Source organism: Streptomyces sp. NPDC048269, assembly GCF_040652395.1.
GTDB lineage: Bacteria > Actinomycetota > Actinomycetes > Streptomycetales > Streptomycetaceae > Streptomyces.
Map to the genome: position 1 here is coordinate 1 of NZ_JBEZLW010000076.1, position 15691 is coordinate 15691.

A 15691-nucleotide genomic window follows, 5' to 3' on the forward strand; every position below is an offset into this window, starting at 1 on the left:
CATCCTCGTCATGTACGGCGGCCGGTGCGTCGAGCGGGGCACCGCCGAAAAGGTCTTCTACGAGCCCCGCCACCCGTACACCTGGGGCCTGCTGGCACGCGCCGGACGTTCCCCTGGCGCCCGGGCCGTGCCGACCGCGAGGTGCTGTGGCTCTCTCTGCTGACCCGCGTCGGCCTGTGGACCACGGCGGAATCCGTCCGGTGGCTGTTCCCCGGTGACGGCGGGGCGCGGCGGCCCCCTTCGCTGCTGTCCCCTTGGCAGCAGTGGGACTGGTGGCACTACCTCCGCATAGCCAGGGACGGCTACTCCCCGGCCGGGCCGGTCCCTGGACGGCCGGCTGGGACAACAGGGAGGCCTTCCTCCCCGGCTTCCCGCTCACCCTGCGCGCGGTCCACGCGGTCCTCCCGCACTGGGCGGCGGCCGGAGCGCTGATCTCGTTCGTCGCGGGCGGCGTCGCCGTCCTGGCGCTGGCCCGGATCGCCCGTCTCCATCTGCCCGACCGCGACGCCGGGCGGCGTACGGTGCTGTTCTTCCCGTGCTCGCCCTGCCCCGTGTTCCTCGCCGCCGGCTACACCGAGGCGCTGTTCCTGGCCCTGGCCCTGCCCGCCTGGCTGGCGGCCCGGCGCCGGAACTGGCCGGCGGCCTCGGTCCTGGCCTGCCTTGCCTGCTCCGTACGGGTCACCGGGCTCTTCCTCGTGGCCGCGCTGGTCCTGCACTTCGCCCTCACCGTGCGCGGCCGGCGCGCCTGGCTCGCGGCCCCCTGGCTGTGCCTGCCCGCCCTCGCCCCCGCGCTCTTCACCTGGTACCTGCGCGCGAGGACCCGGGACTGGACGGCCTGGAAGCACGCCCAGGAACGCGGCTGGTACCGGGACTTCCACGCGCCGTGGGAAACGTGGGCGAACACCTGGGACGCCGCCTTCCATCACGTCCAGCCCACCGGCTACGCGCTGATGTGGCAGGCCGAACTCCTGGCCATGCTGGCCGGCCTCGTACTCCTGACCCTGCTCGTACACCGCCGCCGCTGGCCCGAGGCCCTCTACACCGGCCTCACCCTGTGGGCGCTGGGCACCTCCTACTGGTACACCTCCGTCCCCCGTTCCACTCTGCTGTGGTGGCCGCTGTGGATCGGCCTCGCCGCCTGGAGCCTGCGCCGCCCCGGGTGCAGACCGCCTGCCTGTGCGTCGCCGCCCCGCTGGCCGCCACGGTCGCCGTCACCTTCCTCAGCGGGCGCTGGGCAGGCTGAGTGATCACGACGTAGAGTCCGCGTGTGAACAGACACATATCCTTCGAGCGACTGCACAACTTCCGTGATCTGGGCGGCTATCCGACCGCGGACGGAAGCCACTCGGTGCGGTGGGGCAGGCTGTTCCGGGCCGACTCCCTGGGCAAGCTGCGGGGCCCGGACTGGGAGCGCTTCCTGGAACTCGGCGTCGAGGCGGTCATCGACCTGCGGTACTCCTGGGAGATCGACGCGAAGGGGCGGGTGCCCGAGCATCCGTCACTCTCCTACCACCACCTGAGCATCGAGCACAGGCCCTACGATCAGCCGTCCCTCGGCCCGGACGTCGAGACGGGACCGTACCTCGCCGAGCGGTACATGGAAGTCGCCCACGACGGAGTGGTGGAACTGCGCGCCGCCCTCGAGGTGATCGCCCGCCAGGACGGGCCGGTGGCCTTCCACTGTGCGTCCGGCAAGGACCGCACCGGCCTGCTGGCGGGGCTGGTCCTGGCCCTGTTGGGGGTCCCCGAGGACGTCATCGTCGAGGACTTCGCCCTCACCGGGCTCGCGACCGACCGGCTGCTCGCGGACTGGCGGGCCGACCACCCCGGCCAGGAGCCCGCCTGGCCGGGATACGGCAGGGCGCCCCACGAGGTGATGAGCCTCTTCCTGGCGGCTCTGACCCGCGAACACGGGTCCGTACGGGACTACGCGGCAGACCTGCTCGGCGTGGACGACACCCTCGTCGCCGCCCTGCGCGAGAACCTGCTCGAACCCGCCCGGCAGGCCACGGTCCAGCCCCTGTCGTCACAGCACTAGAGGAGGCCGTGGTCGCGTGCGTAGATGGCGGCGTGCGTACGGTCGCGCAGGCCCAGGCGGGACAGCATCCGGGAGATGTGGTTCTTGACCGTGCCCTCGCTGAGGAAGAGGCGGCCCGCGATCTCGCGGTTGGTCGAACCCGTGGCGATCAGGCGCAGTACGTCGGTCTCGCGCGCGGTCAGGACTTCGGGACCCGGACCCCGCGGGACGTGCGGCGCGGGCTCCGGGGACGGCGGTCGGGCGAGGCCGGCGGCCAGGCGGCGGGCCACCGTCGCGTCGAGCTGGGCCACGCCGGCGTGTGCCAGGCGTACGGCCGCGGCCAGTTCGGCCGAGGGCAGGTTCTTGAGGAGGTAGCCGACGGCGCCCGCCGCCAGTGCCTGGACCACGTACGCGTCGTCGTCGAAGGTCGTCAGCATGATCACCCGGCAGTCCGGTGCGCGCACGGCCAGAACTCCGACGGCGGTGACCCCGTCCATGACGGGCATCCTGACGTCCATGAGGATCACGTCGGGGCGGTCGGCGACCGCCGCCTCGACGGCCTGGAGGCCGTCCGGGACGGCGCCGACGACGGTGATTCCGGGCTGGATGCCGAGCAGGGAGGCGATTCCCTCGCGTACGAGTTCCTGATCGTCGACGACCAGTACGCGCACCGGTCGCGCCGTCATCGGACCGCCTCCTGTGCGGGCACGGCGGCTGGTCCGGCCGTGCGGGGCACCGTCACGGTCAGTACGGTGCCGCGGCCCGCCGCGGCCTCGACCTGGACCCGGCCGCCGAGGAGGGCGAGCCGTTCACGCATCCCTCGGAGGCCGAATCCGCTCTGGCGCGTACGGCTGTCGGCGGGGAACCCGCGCCCGTCGTCGGCGACGACCAGCCGGGCCTCGTGATCCCCGTACACCGCCGACAGCTCGACCCGGGTGGCGTCCGCGTGCCGGCGGGCGTTCGTGATCCCCTCCTGGGCCGCGCGGTAGAGGGCCGTGAGCGCCTCGGCGCGGTAGCCGTGCTCGTCACCGGCGAGGCTGAGCGTGACCGAGGGCGGCCCGCCGTCCACGTGGTGCACCAGGTCGGCGAGTGCCGTGGACAGGGAGAAGGGCTCGTCCTCGTCGCGCATCGTCCTGACGGACCGGCGTACTTCGTCGAGGGCGCGGTTCGCGGACCGGCGGGCGTCGGCGACGGCCTTGCGCGCGACGTTCGCGTCCGTGGCCTGGAAGGCGGAGGCCTTCTCCAGCTGGATGGCTATCGCCGTGAGGTGGTGGCCCAGGCCGTCGTGGAACTCGCGGGCGAGCCTGTTGCGTTCCCGCACCGTGGAGAGCTGGGCGACGCGGGCCGCGTACTCGGTCAGCTGCGTGTGTGAGTCGCGCAGTTCCTCCAGGGTGTGTTCGAGCCGCAGGCGCGCCTCCTGCTCACCCATGGCAACCGCGGCCATCGAAACGGCCAGTACGAGGCCGAGCCCGGACATCAGCAGGTCGGTGACGGTGCCGGGCCGCAAGTACCACTCGGGGACCCACAGGGTGTTCCCCGCCAGGATCACGCCGACGCACGCCACGCCGAGGGCGACCGCGGCCCGGCGGCCGAAGGCGAAGTACGCGGTCAGCGGCACCAGTACGAACAGCGCCCGCGACACACCGGACGTGTCCAGGCCGGCGGCGGCGGCGAAGAGCGCGAGGCGGGCGAGGAGCAGCAGCAGCGCCGGGCGCACCGGGGTGCGCCGCGGGTGGCGGAGCCGCTCGACCCCGTCGAGGCCGGCGAGGAGTACCAGGCAGGCGCTGAATCCGCCGAGCACCGGCACGTCGGCGGGACCGGGCGCCACGGCGCCCGCGTAGAGCCCGCCGGCCAGGACGACCCCGTAGACGAGGGGCGGCAGCCACGGCAGCGGGCGCGGGGGCCCGCCGGACGGGGTGGGCGGCGCGGTCATGCGGTCCCTCTCGTGGGTGCGGACTGCGCCGAACGATACGCGCGGACGGGGGCGCACGACCTCTGCGGGGGAAGGTCGTGACCGCCTTTGGCCGAAGGTCATGTGCCGTTCGGACGGGGCGCCGGGACGGTGTGGCCGCTCGGCATCTGGGGCCCGCTGCCGGGGTCTTCCTAGCCTCGGGGGGCCGGACCGCGGGACTTCGGCACCCCGCAACCGATCCAGACGGATCCACCTGAGCGGACAGGAATGCCTCTGATGAGAATCGTACGACCGGTCGCCGCCGTCGCCGCGGCGGTGCTGGCCGCGACGCTGGCCTCGACCAGTGCGAGCGCGGCGCCGGAGTCCTCCTCGTGCACGGCGCGGGTCCCGGGCGCCGAGCATGTGGCCGGTGCCTGCCTGGCCGACCTGACCACGGCGGGGACGGTGGCCTCCGGGCACACCGACCCGGCCGACTGGGCCGGGCTCGAGGCGCCCGGGACGGTCAACCCGTCGGGGGTCAAGGGGATACAGCTCGACGGCTACTTCCCCGACTCCTCGACCACCAACACCAACCACGGCTGGAACCACGACAGTCAGTTCGTGATCCGGCTCCCCGACCACTGGAACGGCGGTCTCGTCGTCGCCGGGCCGCCCGGCGTGCGCGAGCAGTACGCCAACGACCGGCTGATCTCGGACCACGTGCTCGCGCGGGGGTACGCGTACGCGGCCACCGACAAGGGGAACACGGGTGCGCAGATCTACACGGACGGGCGGCGCCCCGGCGACGCCGTCGCCGAATGGCACGACCGGGTAGCCCAGTTGACGGTGGCCGCCAAGCGCACCGTCTCGCGGCACTACGGCCGGATGCCGACCGCCACCTACATGGCGGGCGCCTCGGCCGGCGGCTACCTGGTGCGGTGGCAGCTGGAGAACCGCCCCGAGCTGTACACGGGCGGAATCGAGCTGCACGGCCTGTTGTTCACCCCCGACAGCCCCAACATCCTGGACACCGCTCCCGCCGCGCTGCGCGCCTATCCGCGTTATCGTGCCGGGGAACCGGGCGCCTTCGAGGAGATGCTGGCCGCCGGGTATCCGGCCGAGTCCGCACCGATGTGGGAGTTCCACTACGACAACCAGTGGGACTCGCTCCAGCGCGTCATGCGCGAGGAGATCGACCCGGGATACGACGGAGACCGGGAAGCGGGAACTCCCTTCTGCCCGGCGGGGGTTCAACAGGGCTGCGACACGGACTACGTCTACGCCGACCGGCCCCAGCGGGTACACAGAACGGTGGAGCGGCTGTCGCTGACCGGCCGCATCGGCAAGCCGCTGCTCACCCTCCAGGGCACGCTCGACACCCTGCTGCCGATCACCAGGAGCGGTGACGTCTACGCGAAGATGGTCGAGGACTCCGGGCGCGGGGACCTGCACCGCTACTACCGGATCACCGACGGCACCCACTCCGACGGCCTGCACAAGGCGTTCCCGTCCCTGGTCCGGCCGATGTCGCCGTGTCTGAAGACGGGCTTCGACGCGCTGGCCGCGTGGACGGCACGGGGCGGCGCCACCCCGCCGCCGAGCCGCACGGTTCCGTCGGCCCCGGCCGGGAGCGACACCGTCAACACGTGCTCCCTGTGAGGTTCCGGATCCGCCACTGAGCCCCGTCCCGCCATCCCGGCCGTGTCCGCGAAGGCGGCGCGGCCGGGGCGTCAGGCGCGGTGGTTACCGCCGAGGGGACCGCCGAACGGACCGCCGTACGGGCCTCCGATGCCGTAGTACGTGGACACCTCGTCGCGGTAGGCGGCGTCACCGAGGTGCTTCTCCCGGTGGAACTCCGGGGAAGCCTTGATCTGTTCCTTGGTGGCGTCCAGGTGGACCGTCTCGTTCACCAGGTCGACCTGGGTCACGGCGCCGGCCGGGATGAGGACTTCCTTCCCGAAGATCCAGACACCGGTGTCGACCACCAGGTAGGCGTCGCCCACCTCCTCGTTGTGCTTGTCGACCTTGCCGATGGTGCCGTCCGTGGCCTCGACCTTCCAGCCGGTGAGGTCGGTGCCGGCCAGGTGGCCCGAGGTCGGCCGGTAGCTCCACACGTGCTCAGTCACGCGAAAACAACTCCTCCGGTCGAAACGGGCAGCGGGGCCTTCCCGCCGCACAGCGCGCCTGCCCCGTAACCCAAGCCGTAACCGCCCCGCCGCTGTCCCGGACCGCGCATACTCGGACCATGGCTGACACCACCACAGTCGAGGTCGACACCGATGTCCACGACCGGCTCGCCGCCCTCGCAGCGGCCCGTGGACTGAGCCTGCGCGCGTACCTGGCCGAGCTGACCGCCGCCCAGGAGAACGAGGCCGCTCTCGCCCGGGCCGCCCGCGCCTTCGACGAGGCGGTCGCCCGGCCCGGCTTCCGCGAGGGGTTCGAGCGCGACTTCGGCCCCGGCCCCTCCGGCTCCCGGGTGGCGTGACGCGCCCCCGTCAGACGGGGGGCGACGGCGCGAGGCCTAGCCGGAGCGTCGTCCGCCGTGCACGCAGCGTGTGCTGTCGAGGGGCCCTCGGGCCGCACGGGGCCGAGCCGATCGCGAGCCGGCCGCTGCCCGGGGTGCGGTCCTGCGCGTACGCGGTGCCCGGGGCCGTACGGCCCCCTCAGGCGGAACGGGACAGTTCGTCCGGGCCGATGCCGTGGGCGAAGGGCTGCCCGTGGGCGTAGCGCTCCACCTCGTCGATCGCCCAGTGCGCCATGCGGGTCAGCTCGTTGCCGAGCGAGCCCGCGACGTGCGGGGTGAGGAGCACGTTGGGCAGGGTGTAGAGGGGTGAGTCGGCCGGGAGTTCCTCGGGATCGGTGACGTCGATGACGGCGTGGATGCGGCCGGTCTCCAGCTCGGCGACGAGGGCCTCGGTGTCGACGAGGGAGCCGCGTGCGGTGTTGATGAGGGTCGCCCCGTCCGGGAGCCGCCCGAGCAGCCCCGCACCGAACATGCGCCGCGTCTCGGGAATCGCGGGCGCGTGAATGGAGACCACGTCGCTGCGGGAGACGAGATCGTCCAGCGGCAGCGGCCGCACGCCGAGCCCGGCGGCCTCCTGCGGGTCCACGTACGGGTCGTAGAGCAGGACGTCGAGGTCGAAGGGGCGCAGCAGCTCGATGACGCGGCGGCCGATCCGGGAGGCGCCGACGATGCCCACGGTGCGCCGGTAGTTGCCGTGCCCCGCGTAGTAGGGCAGGAGTGCGTACGCCGACCGCTCGTGGCGGTAGCGCCGGGAGCTCTCCAGGACGCGCTTGTTCGCGAACAGGATCGCGGCGAGGGTGAATTCGGCGACGGGCAGGGCGTTGGCGGCCGCGGCGGAGGAGACGGTGATGCCCCGCGCCCAGACGGCCGGGGTGACGTGGTGCTTGACGGAACCGGCGGCGTGGACGACGGCTTTGAGCGCGGGCAGCCGGCGCAGCGCGTCCTCGTCGAGCAGCGGGGAGCCCCAGTGGGTGAAGAGGACTTCGGTGCGGGCGAGCAACTGCGGCTCGGCGGACCGGTAGTCGGTGACGAGCAGTGCGGTGTCGGTGTCCGCGACGCGGGGCAGCCGGTCCAGTGCGGCGCTGTCGAGGAGGGCGCGGTGGATGGCGGGTCCCATGGCCAGGAGGGTGCGCGGGCGTCCGGCCACGACCGGGGGCCGGGCGTCGCGTACGGGCACGGGCACGCGGGTCGTCATGGTCACTTCACCGTCCCGGCGGTCAGGCCCGAGCGCCAGAAGCGCTGCAGGCAGAGGATGCCGCCGTCACCGCAGACGGTGGCCGGCAGTCCCAGGGCGGCGAGGCAGGCGGCGACGGCGACTTTCCGGAGCGAACGTGAAGTGCGCGACATGGCACGGCTCCTACGGGACCTCGTACGGAAGGAGTGGAGTGAACGGGCACCATCGTTTGTCCCCGATCGATCGCCGTCAAGAGCGAACGCACATAACAAACGAACAGAGGAGGGATTCAAAGGTGAATCGATCGATACAGTCAATACGTTCATACATATCGAGGGGCGGACGGCCGCCTCGCCTCACATTGACGGAAACCGATGCTTAGGGCAGCCTTACCTCGCCCGCCGCCCAAGGTGTGCGCCCGCCCTCACGTCCCCCGCCATGGGAGCACCATGTCCACCGCTGACGCCGCCGCGATCCGACGAAGACCCGGACAGCCGTCCGACCTCCTCCGGGTCCCGCAGTGGTGCGCACCCGCCGTGGCCTCGCTGGCCGTGTGCGCCGGATGGGGCGCCAGCACCTGGGTGGCCCTCCACCTCCGGGCCGACGCCGCACTCCATACCGTGGCCCTCTTCGTCCACCTCGCCTCCCTCGTCATCGGGTTCGGCGCGGTCCTCGTGATCGACTACTACGGGGTTCTCTGGCTCAGCGGCCGCAAATCGCTGAGCGCGGTGGTGGAGTACACCGCCCCCCTGCACCTTCCGGTCTGGGCCGGGCTGGCCGGACTCATCGCCAGCGGTGCCTTCCTCCACCCCGACCTCTCCTCTCCCCTCACTTGCGTCAAACTCGGCCTCGTTCTGCTCCTGGCCCTGAACGGCGTGCAGGCGGGCGTCCTGCACCGGCGGCTGGAAGCCCTCGACGGCCGGCCCGCCACCCGCACGCTCCTGGTACGGGGCGCCGCGACCGCGGCCGTCTCGCAGGCGGCCTGGTGGGGCGCCGTCGCCATCGGGTTCCTCAACAGCCGCCGCTGACCGTCACGGCAGGGCCGTCTTCCGCCAGGATGCGGCCGTCGTCCATGGCGGCGGTACGTCGAGCGGGTGGAAGCCCGTGCTGCCGCCGTGCCGGCTGAGGAGGAGCGGGCGCACGGCGGGCGGGAAGCCGCGGACGGCGGCGAGGTTCTTCACCGTGCGGCCTGCGCGTCGGCTGGTCTGACGCCGAGACCGGCCCGGTTCGCCCGGTTCGCGGCGCGCACGGCGCCGTCCGCTCCGCCGATGCCGGTCCACGGGTTGTCGGCGAGCAGCAGGTGGCCGTCGAGGTCCACCCAGCGGGCCCGGTCGGCGAGGTGCACGGCGGGGGCGATGCCCAGCGAGCTGGCGGTGAGGCAGCCGAGCATCAGGTCGGTGCCGCTGCCGCGCAGGGCCTCGTGGAGGCGCAGGGCGGCCCGTACGCCGCCGCACTTGGCGAGTTTGACGTTGACTCCGTGGACCCGCCCGGCGAGCGCGGCGGCGTCAGCTTGAGTTCGGTGTGGCGGGCGGACGACCTGGTCCAGGCCGAGGCCCCGACGGCCCGTACGGCGGTCTCGGCGGCCTCCCGGGCCCGCTCCGTGCCGAGGTCGGCCGGGAACATGGGGCCGGTCTCGATGAAGGCGGGCGCGCCTGAGACGCTCTTGTCGGTGACGCCGACGACGTGGGTGGAGCCGTCGTGGGAGACGGTCTCGACGCTGACCTCGGGGCCGGTGAGCAGCTCTTCGAGGAGCAGGACGGGGGCGCGGCGCTGTCCCCGGGCGTCGACGGGCTGAACCGGACCGAACCAGAAGGACGCTATCTGAAATCGTTTTCATTTCCAACACGGCGGGGCTTCCCGCCACGGTGCCGGGGCGTCAGTCGAGGGCGGGATGAACCTCCGGGTGGGCGTCCCACCATTCCTTGTGGAAGGCGTTGTTGCCGACGTCGGCCACGTACGCGCGGGCCGCGGCGCGGTAGAGCAGCTCCGCCTGCCCGGCCGAGACCGCGGAGCGGTTCCAGGCGAGGCGGATCCGGCCGGTGACCGGAGTCCCGGCGAGCGGACGCATCACCGTGCCCGCCGCCGCCGGGGCCGTGGGCTGGCTCAGCGAGATCGCGCGGCCCGCGGCGATCAGGTCGTAGTGCATCTTGCGGTCGGTGATCCGGTAGCGCAGTGACGGGCTGAACCCGGCCTTCGCGCAGGCGGCGACGAGGGCCTCGGGGCCGCCGTCGTCGTCCACCACCAGCGTCATCCACGACTCACCGGCGAGATCGGCGAGGTCGATGCGGTCCGCGCCCGCGAGGGGGTGCTTCGCCGACAGCCGGATGCAGAACGGCTCCTTCGCGATGAGCGTCCTGGCCACGGCCCCCTCGGGGAGCGGCACCTCGTGGTCGTTGACCTCGCCGTACACGATGACGTCGTAGCGGCCGGCGCCGAGCATCCGCGCCAGCACCGTCACCGAGTCTTCCAGGTCGACCGCGATCTCCTGGCCGGACATGAACAGGTCGCTCTGCGCCAGCAGTCCGTCGATCAGCACGAGCAGGATGCAGCCCAGCCGCAGCGGGGTACCGGTGTCGATGGCCCGCGCCTCCGCGCCCAGCGCATCCATCTCGCTGAGCACCCGGCGCGCCTTGGCGAGCACGAACTGCCCCAGCGCCGTGGGCTCCACCCCGCTCCGGCCCCTCACGAACAACTCCCCGCCCGTGACCCGCTCTATGCGGCGCAACTGGGCGGAGAGCGCGGGCTGGGACACCCCGAGGCGCCGCGCCGCTCCCCCCAGACTGCCCGCCTCGGCGATCCGGCAGACGGCTTGCAGATGCCTCAACTCCAGCTGCATCCGGGCAGAGTACGCAGCGCGCCGCCACCGCACCATAACGCGGACCTTATGCCCGCCGGGATGTCCCAATCCCGTCATGTACACGCTCATACTCGGCCGCGAACGTGCACGCACACCCCCCACCCACCCCCACGATCGGAGTGGACGTTGCAGCCCACCAGATGGACGGCGGCCGTGGCAGCGATGGCGCTGACCGCGAGCCTCGCCGGAACCCTGGCCGGGACGGCATCGGCTGCGCAGCAGCCCACACCGTCCCCGCAGGACACACCGGCCGCACGCGCGGTCGCCGCCGCGGACCAGGCCGTCGCCAGCGGTCTCGACTCCCTGGTCAACTCCTCGCAGGAGCGGTACGAACGACGCCTGGTCACCCCCTGGGTGAAGGACCTCTACTCCGTCGCGTACGAGCGCAGCTACCGCGGCCTGCCGGTCGTCGGCGGCGACGCGGTCGTGCTCGCGGACGGCGCCGGCAAGATACGCGCCCTCCAGTCGGCCTCCTCCGTACGGATCGACGTGGCGACCCGGCCCTCGGTCACCGCGAAGGACGCCGAGGCCACGTCTCGGGCGAAACTGGCCGCGGTCGACAAGGTCGAGAGCAGCCGGCTCGTCGTCCGGCTGAAGGACGACAAGCCGCTGCTGGCCTGGGAGACCGTCCTGTCCGGCCGGACCAGCACGGCACCCAGCAAGCTGCACGTGTTCGTGGACGCGCGCAGCGGCTCGTTCGTCGACAGCTACGACGACGTGGTCGCCGGCTCCGGCAACAGCAAGTGGAACGGGCCGGGCCCGATCACCATCGACACCACCAACTCGGGTTCCACGTACACGCTGCGCGACCCGATCCGGACCGGCCTGAGCTGCGCGGACTACAGCACCGGCACGGTCTTCACGAAGTCGTCCGACTCCTGGGGCACCGGCAACCCGACCAGCAAAGAGACCGGCTGCGTGGACCTCATGTTCGCCGCGCAGAAGCAGTGGGACATGCTCGGCCAGTGGCTGGGCCGCAACGGAGTCAGCGGCAACGGGCGCAGCTTCCCGGGGAAGGTCGGGCTGAGCGACCTCAACGCCTACTGGGACGGCAGCTCGGTCACCATCGGGCACAACAGCGCCAATGAGTGGATCGCCGGCGTGGACGTGGTGGCCCACGAATACGGGCACGCCATCGACAGCAACACCCCCGGCGGCACGAGCGGCCAGGAGGCCGGTCTCGGGGAGGCCACCGGTGACATCTTCGGCGCGCTGACCGAGGCGTACATCAACGAGCCCTCCCCGTACGACACCCCGGACTACACGGTCGGCGAGGTCATCAACCTCCAGGGCCGGGGCCCGATCCGCAACATGTACAACCCGCCGGCCGTCAACAACGACCCTGCCTGCTACAGCTCGGCGATACCCGGCACCGAGGTGCACAAGGCCGCGGGCCCGCTGAACCACTGGTTCTACCTGCTCGCCGAGGGCACCAACCCGGGCGGCGGCAAGCCCAGCAGCCCCACCTGCAACCAGTCCACGCTGACAGGTATGGGCGCGCAGAACGCCGGCAAGGTCTTCTACGGGGGGATGCTGCTCAAGACCAGCAGCATGTCCTACAAGAAGTACCGGACGGCGACGCTGAGTTCCGCGAAGTCGCTCGACACCACGTGTGAGCTCTTCAACAAGACCAAGGCCGCCTGGGACGCCATCACGGTGCCCGCCCAGACCGCGGACCCGACCTGTACGCCGAGCGGCCAGAACAACGACTTCTCGATGGCACTGAACCCGTCCTCGGGCACCGTCCAGCAGGGCGGTACGGTCACCACCACCGTCGGCACCACCGTCACGACCGGCACCGCGCAGTCGGTGACGCTGACCGCCTCCGGCCTGCCGGCCGGGGTGAGCGCTTCCTTCAGCCCGGCCACCGTGCAGTCCGGCCAGTCCTCGGTTCTGACCCTGACCGCCACCGCCAACGCGGCGCCCGGCGCGTCCACCGTCGTCGTCAAGGGGCAGGGGAGCACCCTCTCCCACACCGTCGACTACGCGCTCAACGTCGGCGGGACCCAGCCTCCCAACGACCCGCCGGACATCAGTGTCGCCAACGTGCAGGCGCACCTGACCCAGTTCAACACCATCGCCTCCCAGAACGGCGGCCACCGCAGGGCGGGCAGCGCCGGCTACACCCAGTCGCTGGCGTACGTGAAGGGCAAGCTGCAGGCCGCCGGATACACGGTCACCGAGCAGAACTGCTCCTCCTGCACCTACCCGTCGAACAACCTGATCGCCGACTGGCCGGGCGGCCCCGCCGACCAGGTCGTCATGTTCGGCGCCCACCTCGACGGCGTCTCGGCCGGTCCCGGCATCAACGACAACGGCTCGGGCTCCGCGACCCTGCTGGAGAACGCGCTGGTCCTCGCCCAGAAGAACCCCACCATGACCAAGCACGTCCGCTTCGCCTGGTGGACCGATGAGGAACAGGGCCTCAACGGCTCGGAGTTCTACGTCAATCAGCTGAGCAGCGCCCAGCGCGCAGCCGTCAAGGGCTACTACAACTTCGACATGGTCGGCTCCCCCAACGGCGGCTACTTCATCAACAACGTCAACTCCACCACCGCCGCACCGCTCAAGGCGTACTGGACCTCGCTGAACCTGGCGCCCGAGGAGAACACCGAAGGCCAGGGCCGCAGCGACGACTACTCCTTCCAGCAGGCCGGCATCCCCACCTCCGGCTACGCGGCGGGCGCCAGCGCCCGCAAGACCTCGGCGCAGGCCACCAAGTGGGGCGGCACGGCGAATTCCGCCTACGACTCCTGCTATCACAGCGCCTGCGACACCACGAACAACATCAACGCGACAGTGCTGGACCGCAGCGCCGACGGTGTCGCGTACGCCGTCTGGAAGCAGGCCGTCGGCGGTGAGACGCCCGCGCAGGACTTCTCCCTCAGCACCAGCCCGTCCGCGGGCACCGCGGCTCCGGGCGGCTCCACCTCCGCCACGGTGAACACCCAGACCGTGAGCGGCGCCGCGCAGACGGTGGCCCTGTCCGTCTCCGGCGCGCCGGCCGGCGTGAGCGCCACCCTCAGCCCGACGTCCGTCCAGTCGGGCAGCTCCTCGACCCTGTCCGTCCAGGTCGGCGCGAGCACCGTCCCCGGCACCTACACCCTGACGGTCACCGGCGCCGGAACCGTCAGCCACTCCACCACCTACACGCTGACCGTCACCGGGACCGGCGGCTGCACCCCGCGCCAGCTCGTGGCCAACGGCGGCTTCGAGAACGGCGCCAGCCCCTGGACCGCCACGGCGGGCGTCATCACCAACCAGTCCGGCCAGGCCCCGCACGGCGGCAGCTACAAGGCGTGGCTGAACGGGTACGGGTCCACCCACACGGACAGCGCCTCGCAGTCGCTGACCGTTCCGTCGGGCTGCTCCTCGTACCGGCTCGCCTTCTTCCTGCACATCGACACGGACGAGAACGAGAGCGTCGTCTACGACCGGTTCACCGTCTCGGTGGGCGGCCAGACCCTGGCGACCCTCTCCAATCTGGACGCGAACTCCGGCTACGTCGAGAAGTCCTACGACCTCTCGCGGTTCGCCGGCCAGACCGTCACCCTGAAGTTCAACGGCGTGGAGGACCAGTCACTGCAGACCTCCTTCGTCGTGGACGACGTCACCGTCCAGGTGAGCTGACGCCCACCTGACCGCCTGAAGTCCGGCCCGGTCCCCGCACCGCGGGGGCCGGGCCGGGCCGCGTCGCGCCGCCTGCTCACCGCCCCGCCCCGGTCCGGGACGGGTGCCCGCCCCCGCGCGGTCAGCCCGCTCCGACGAGCAGGATCACGAGGGCGAGCAGCACGAGCAGGAGGATCACTCCGAGGCATGAGAAGGCGAGGATCCTTCCTGTGCTGTGCTTCGGCGGCGGGGGCGTCCGCCAGCGAGGCCCGGGCTGCTCCTGTGACATGGGTCCAGGGTCCGCCAGCCCCGGCGTCCCCGCATCCGCGCCGGCCGGCTCCACCGCCGACGGGCCCTACTTCCGCCGGCGCGTGCCCGTGCGGGGCTCGGGGGCGATGAGCGCCGTCATGCCCGGGTCCAGCTCCGAACCGTCGACGAGCACGGCCTCGACCGTACGCGTGACCGGGTCGATGTCGGCCTCCATTCCCTCCCCGGTGTAGTGGGGGTAGCCGGAGGCGCCGTTGGTGCCGGTCGCCTCGACCACGGCCGATCTCAAGGGGTGGTCCGCCTGCGGCGCGCCGGGCCGGTTCTTCACGTGCTCGGGCACCAACAGGATTTCGAAGCGCTGCGGCTCGGTGGTCATGGCCCGACGCTAGACACCGTCACTCCGGGCATGCAAGGACCCGTACGCTCTGTGTGGGCTACGGCGGGCAAAAGTCACGAGGTCGGCTCTGTGACGGGCGGGCACCGGATGGAAAAAGGACACCATGAGCAGCGATTCCCCGGACAAGATCCTCCTCGTGGCGAAGGACCGTACGCTCCGGACGCTGCTGGAGCGCCTCCTCGTGGGCGGGGGCTTCGCCGTGGTCGACGGCGGGACCGGGACGGACACCGTGGCCCTGCTGGAGAGTGCCGGTCCGATCTCCGTGGTGGTCTGCGAGCGCACCGGGCCGGGCCTGGACGAGGTGGCTTTGTTCGAAGAGATCCGCCGGTCCCCCGGTCACGGGCGGGTGCCGATCCTCGCGCTGCCGCCCGCCGACCCGGAGTGCACGGCCCGCGCGCTGGAGGCCGGGGTGGACGACTGCCTCGCGAAGCCCTTCCATCCCAAGGAGTTCCTCACCCGCGTCGAGCGCCTGGCCCGTCCCACGGCCTGACGCTACGCCGGACGGTGGCCCCGGGCTCCGACACGGTGGCCCCGGGGTCCGACCGGCCGGCGGAGGGGCACCGGCGGTGTGGCCGGGGTTTCCGGCATCCCTGCCGCCGTCGCGGTCCGAGCCGCCGTGCGCCGGTTCGCGGCGGTTCCCCGTCCCCCTTTCCCGCTTCGCGGACCACACCGGAACGCCGGAGAGCCTCCCGTCCGGTGGGACGGGAGGCTCTCCGGCGTGAGGACCGGTGCCCGCATCGGCGGCCGCTCGGCCGCCGCACGCCTGCGGAAGGGCGGATCCGCAGATCCGGGTGGAACAAGCCGGGGCCCCGTGGGCACTCGCGCAGGCGTCGGAGGCCCCGGCTCGCAAAGGGAACTGCGTCAGCTGCCGGCCGAGAGGTTGCCGGACAGGACGGGGATGTTGTCCAGGATGTGCGAGAGCGGCTCGTCGCCCTTGGCCTGGGTGGAGTTCTCG

General features: G+C 72.1%; 15 protein-coding genes and 5 pseudogenes. 8 read left to right on the plus strand and 12 right to left on the minus strand.

The annotated features are described in order from the left end of the window. The 3 genes and pseudogenes from AB0D48_RS35775 to AB0D48_RS35785 form a co-directional block, all read left to right on the plus strand. Positions 1-94 (plus strand): annotated as a pseudogene (locus tag AB0D48_RS35775) (hypothetical protein); the annotation flags it as partial. Further along, positions 82-1243, plus strand: a pseudogene (locus tag AB0D48_RS35780) (mannosyltransferase family protein). The pseudogenes AB0D48_RS35775 and AB0D48_RS35780, both read left to right, overlap by 13 nt. A 24-nt stretch (positions 1244-1267) precedes the next feature. After that, positions 1268-2038, plus strand: coding sequence for a tyrosine-protein phosphatase (locus AB0D48_RS35785; protein ID WP_362406972.1), 771 nt, complete (start codon positions 1268-1270; stop codon positions 2036-2038). Here AB0D48_RS35785 and AB0D48_RS35790 read toward each other — a convergent pair. Together AB0D48_RS35790 and AB0D48_RS35795 are read right to left on the minus strand one after the other, a co-directional pair. Beyond that, positions 2035-2703 carry a response regulator transcription factor gene (locus tag AB0D48_RS35790; protein WP_362406975.1) on the minus strand — a complete coding sequence of 223 codons (669 nt, stop codon included), beginning with the start codon at positions 2701-2703 and terminating at the stop codon, positions 2035-2037. The genes AB0D48_RS35785 and AB0D48_RS35790 overlap by 4 nt on opposite strands. Continuing rightward, positions 2700-3950, minus strand: a complete 1251-nt coding sequence (locus AB0D48_RS35795) for a sensor histidine kinase (protein WP_362406978.1) — start codon at positions 3948-3950, stop codon at positions 2700-2702. Before AB0D48_RS35795 ends, AB0D48_RS35790 begins: the two co-directional genes overlap by 4 nt. A gap of 255 nt (positions 3951-4205) precedes the next feature. Here AB0D48_RS35795 and AB0D48_RS35800 point away from each other — a divergent pair, with 255 nt between their 5' ends. Beyond that, positions 4206-5567 carry a tannase/feruloyl esterase family alpha/beta hydrolase gene (locus AB0D48_RS35800; RefSeq protein ID WP_362406981.1) on the plus strand — a complete coding sequence of 454 codons (1362 nt, stop codon included), beginning with the start codon at positions 4206-4208 and terminating at the stop codon, positions 5565-5567. 71 nt (positions 5568-5638) lie between these two features. On the opposite strand, the gene AB0D48_RS35805 is transcribed toward AB0D48_RS35800, so the two are convergent. Then, positions 5639-6034 (minus strand): PRC-barrel domain-containing protein, encoded by a 396-nt coding sequence (locus AB0D48_RS35805; RefSeq protein WP_362406984.1) that lies wholly within the window; start codon positions 6032-6034, stop codon positions 5639-5641. 119 nt (positions 6035-6153) lie between these two features. Between AB0D48_RS35805 and AB0D48_RS35810 the strand changes: the two genes are divergently transcribed. After that, positions 6154-6393 (plus strand): antitoxin MazE7, encoded by a 240-nt coding sequence (locus AB0D48_RS35810; protein WP_362406987.1) that lies wholly within the window; start codon positions 6154-6156, stop codon positions 6391-6393. A gap of 178 nt (positions 6394-6571) precedes the next feature. Here AB0D48_RS35810 and AB0D48_RS35815 read toward each other — a convergent pair whose 3' ends face one another. Next, positions 6572-7627, minus strand: coding sequence for a hydroxyacid dehydrogenase (locus AB0D48_RS35815; protein WP_362406990.1), 1056 nt, complete (start codon positions 7625-7627; stop codon positions 6572-6574). 2 nt (positions 7628-7629) lie between these two features. Further along, a complete protein-coding gene (locus tag AB0D48_RS35820) occupies positions 7630-7779 on the minus strand; it encodes a hypothetical protein (protein WP_362406992.1) in 150 nt (49 codons plus the stop codon). A 276-nt stretch (positions 7780-8055) separates the two neighbouring features. On the opposite strand from AB0D48_RS35820, the gene AB0D48_RS35825 reads away from it, so the two are divergent. Further along, entirely contained in the window at positions 8056-8634 is a 579-nt protein-coding gene (locus AB0D48_RS35825) for a hypothetical protein (protein WP_362406994.1), read from the plus strand. Between the two features lie 3 nt (positions 8635-8637). Here AB0D48_RS35825 and AB0D48_RS35830 read toward each other — a convergent pair whose 3' ends face one another. From AB0D48_RS35830 to AB0D48_RS35845, 4 genes and pseudogenes are all read right to left on the minus strand, one after another. Then, entirely contained in the window at positions 8638-8787 is a 150-nt protein-coding gene (locus AB0D48_RS35830) for a hypothetical protein (RefSeq protein ID WP_362406997.1), read from the minus strand. After that, positions 8784-9101 (minus strand): annotated as a pseudogene (locus AB0D48_RS35835) (dipeptide epimerase); the annotation flags it as partial. The pseudogene AB0D48_RS35835 and the gene AB0D48_RS35830, both read right to left, overlap by 4 nt. 8 nt (positions 9102-9109) lie before the next feature. Continuing rightward, positions 9110-9397 (minus strand): annotated as a pseudogene (locus AB0D48_RS35840) (ATP-grasp domain-containing protein); the annotation flags it as partial. 85 nt (positions 9398-9482) lie between these two features. Continuing rightward, a complete protein-coding gene (locus tag AB0D48_RS35845) occupies positions 9483-10442 on the minus strand; it encodes a LysR family transcriptional regulator (RefSeq protein WP_362407000.1) in 960 nt (319 codons plus the stop codon). Positions 10443-10625: 183 nt separating this feature from the next. Here AB0D48_RS35845 and AB0D48_RS35850 point away from each other — a divergent pair, with 183 nt between their 5' ends. Then, positions 10626-14093 carry a M28 family peptidase gene (locus AB0D48_RS35850; RefSeq protein ID WP_362407012.1) on the plus strand — a complete coding sequence of 1156 codons (3468 nt, stop codon included), beginning with the start codon at positions 10626-10628 and terminating at the stop codon, positions 14091-14093. A gap of 121 nt (positions 14094-14214) precedes the next feature. Here the strand turns inward: AB0D48_RS35850 and AB0D48_RS35855 are convergent, their stop codons facing one another. Both AB0D48_RS35855 and AB0D48_RS35860 read right to left on the minus strand, forming a co-directional pair. Then, complete coding sequence (locus tag AB0D48_RS35855) at positions 14215-14361, minus strand: hypothetical protein (RefSeq protein ID WP_362407003.1); 147 nt, start codon at positions 14359-14361, stop codon at positions 14215-14217. 66 nt (positions 14362-14427) lie between these two features. Then, the gene (locus AB0D48_RS35860) at positions 14428-14715 is read right to left on the minus strand and encodes a hypothetical protein (protein ID WP_362407006.1); all 288 of its coding nucleotides are present in this window, start codon (positions 14713-14715) and stop codon (positions 14428-14430) included. 124 nt (positions 14716-14839) lie between these two features. On the opposite strand from AB0D48_RS35860, the gene AB0D48_RS35865 reads away from it, so the two are divergent. Next, on the plus strand, positions 14840-15226 hold the full coding sequence (locus tag AB0D48_RS35865) for a response regulator (RefSeq protein ID WP_362407009.1): 387 nt from the start codon (positions 14840-14842) through the stop codon (positions 15224-15226). A gap of 371 nt (positions 15227-15597) precedes the next feature. On the opposite strand, the pseudogene AB0D48_RS35870 reads toward AB0D48_RS35865, so the two are convergent. Beyond that, a pseudogene (locus AB0D48_RS35870) lies at positions 15598-15691 on the minus strand (RdlA protein); the annotation flags it as partial.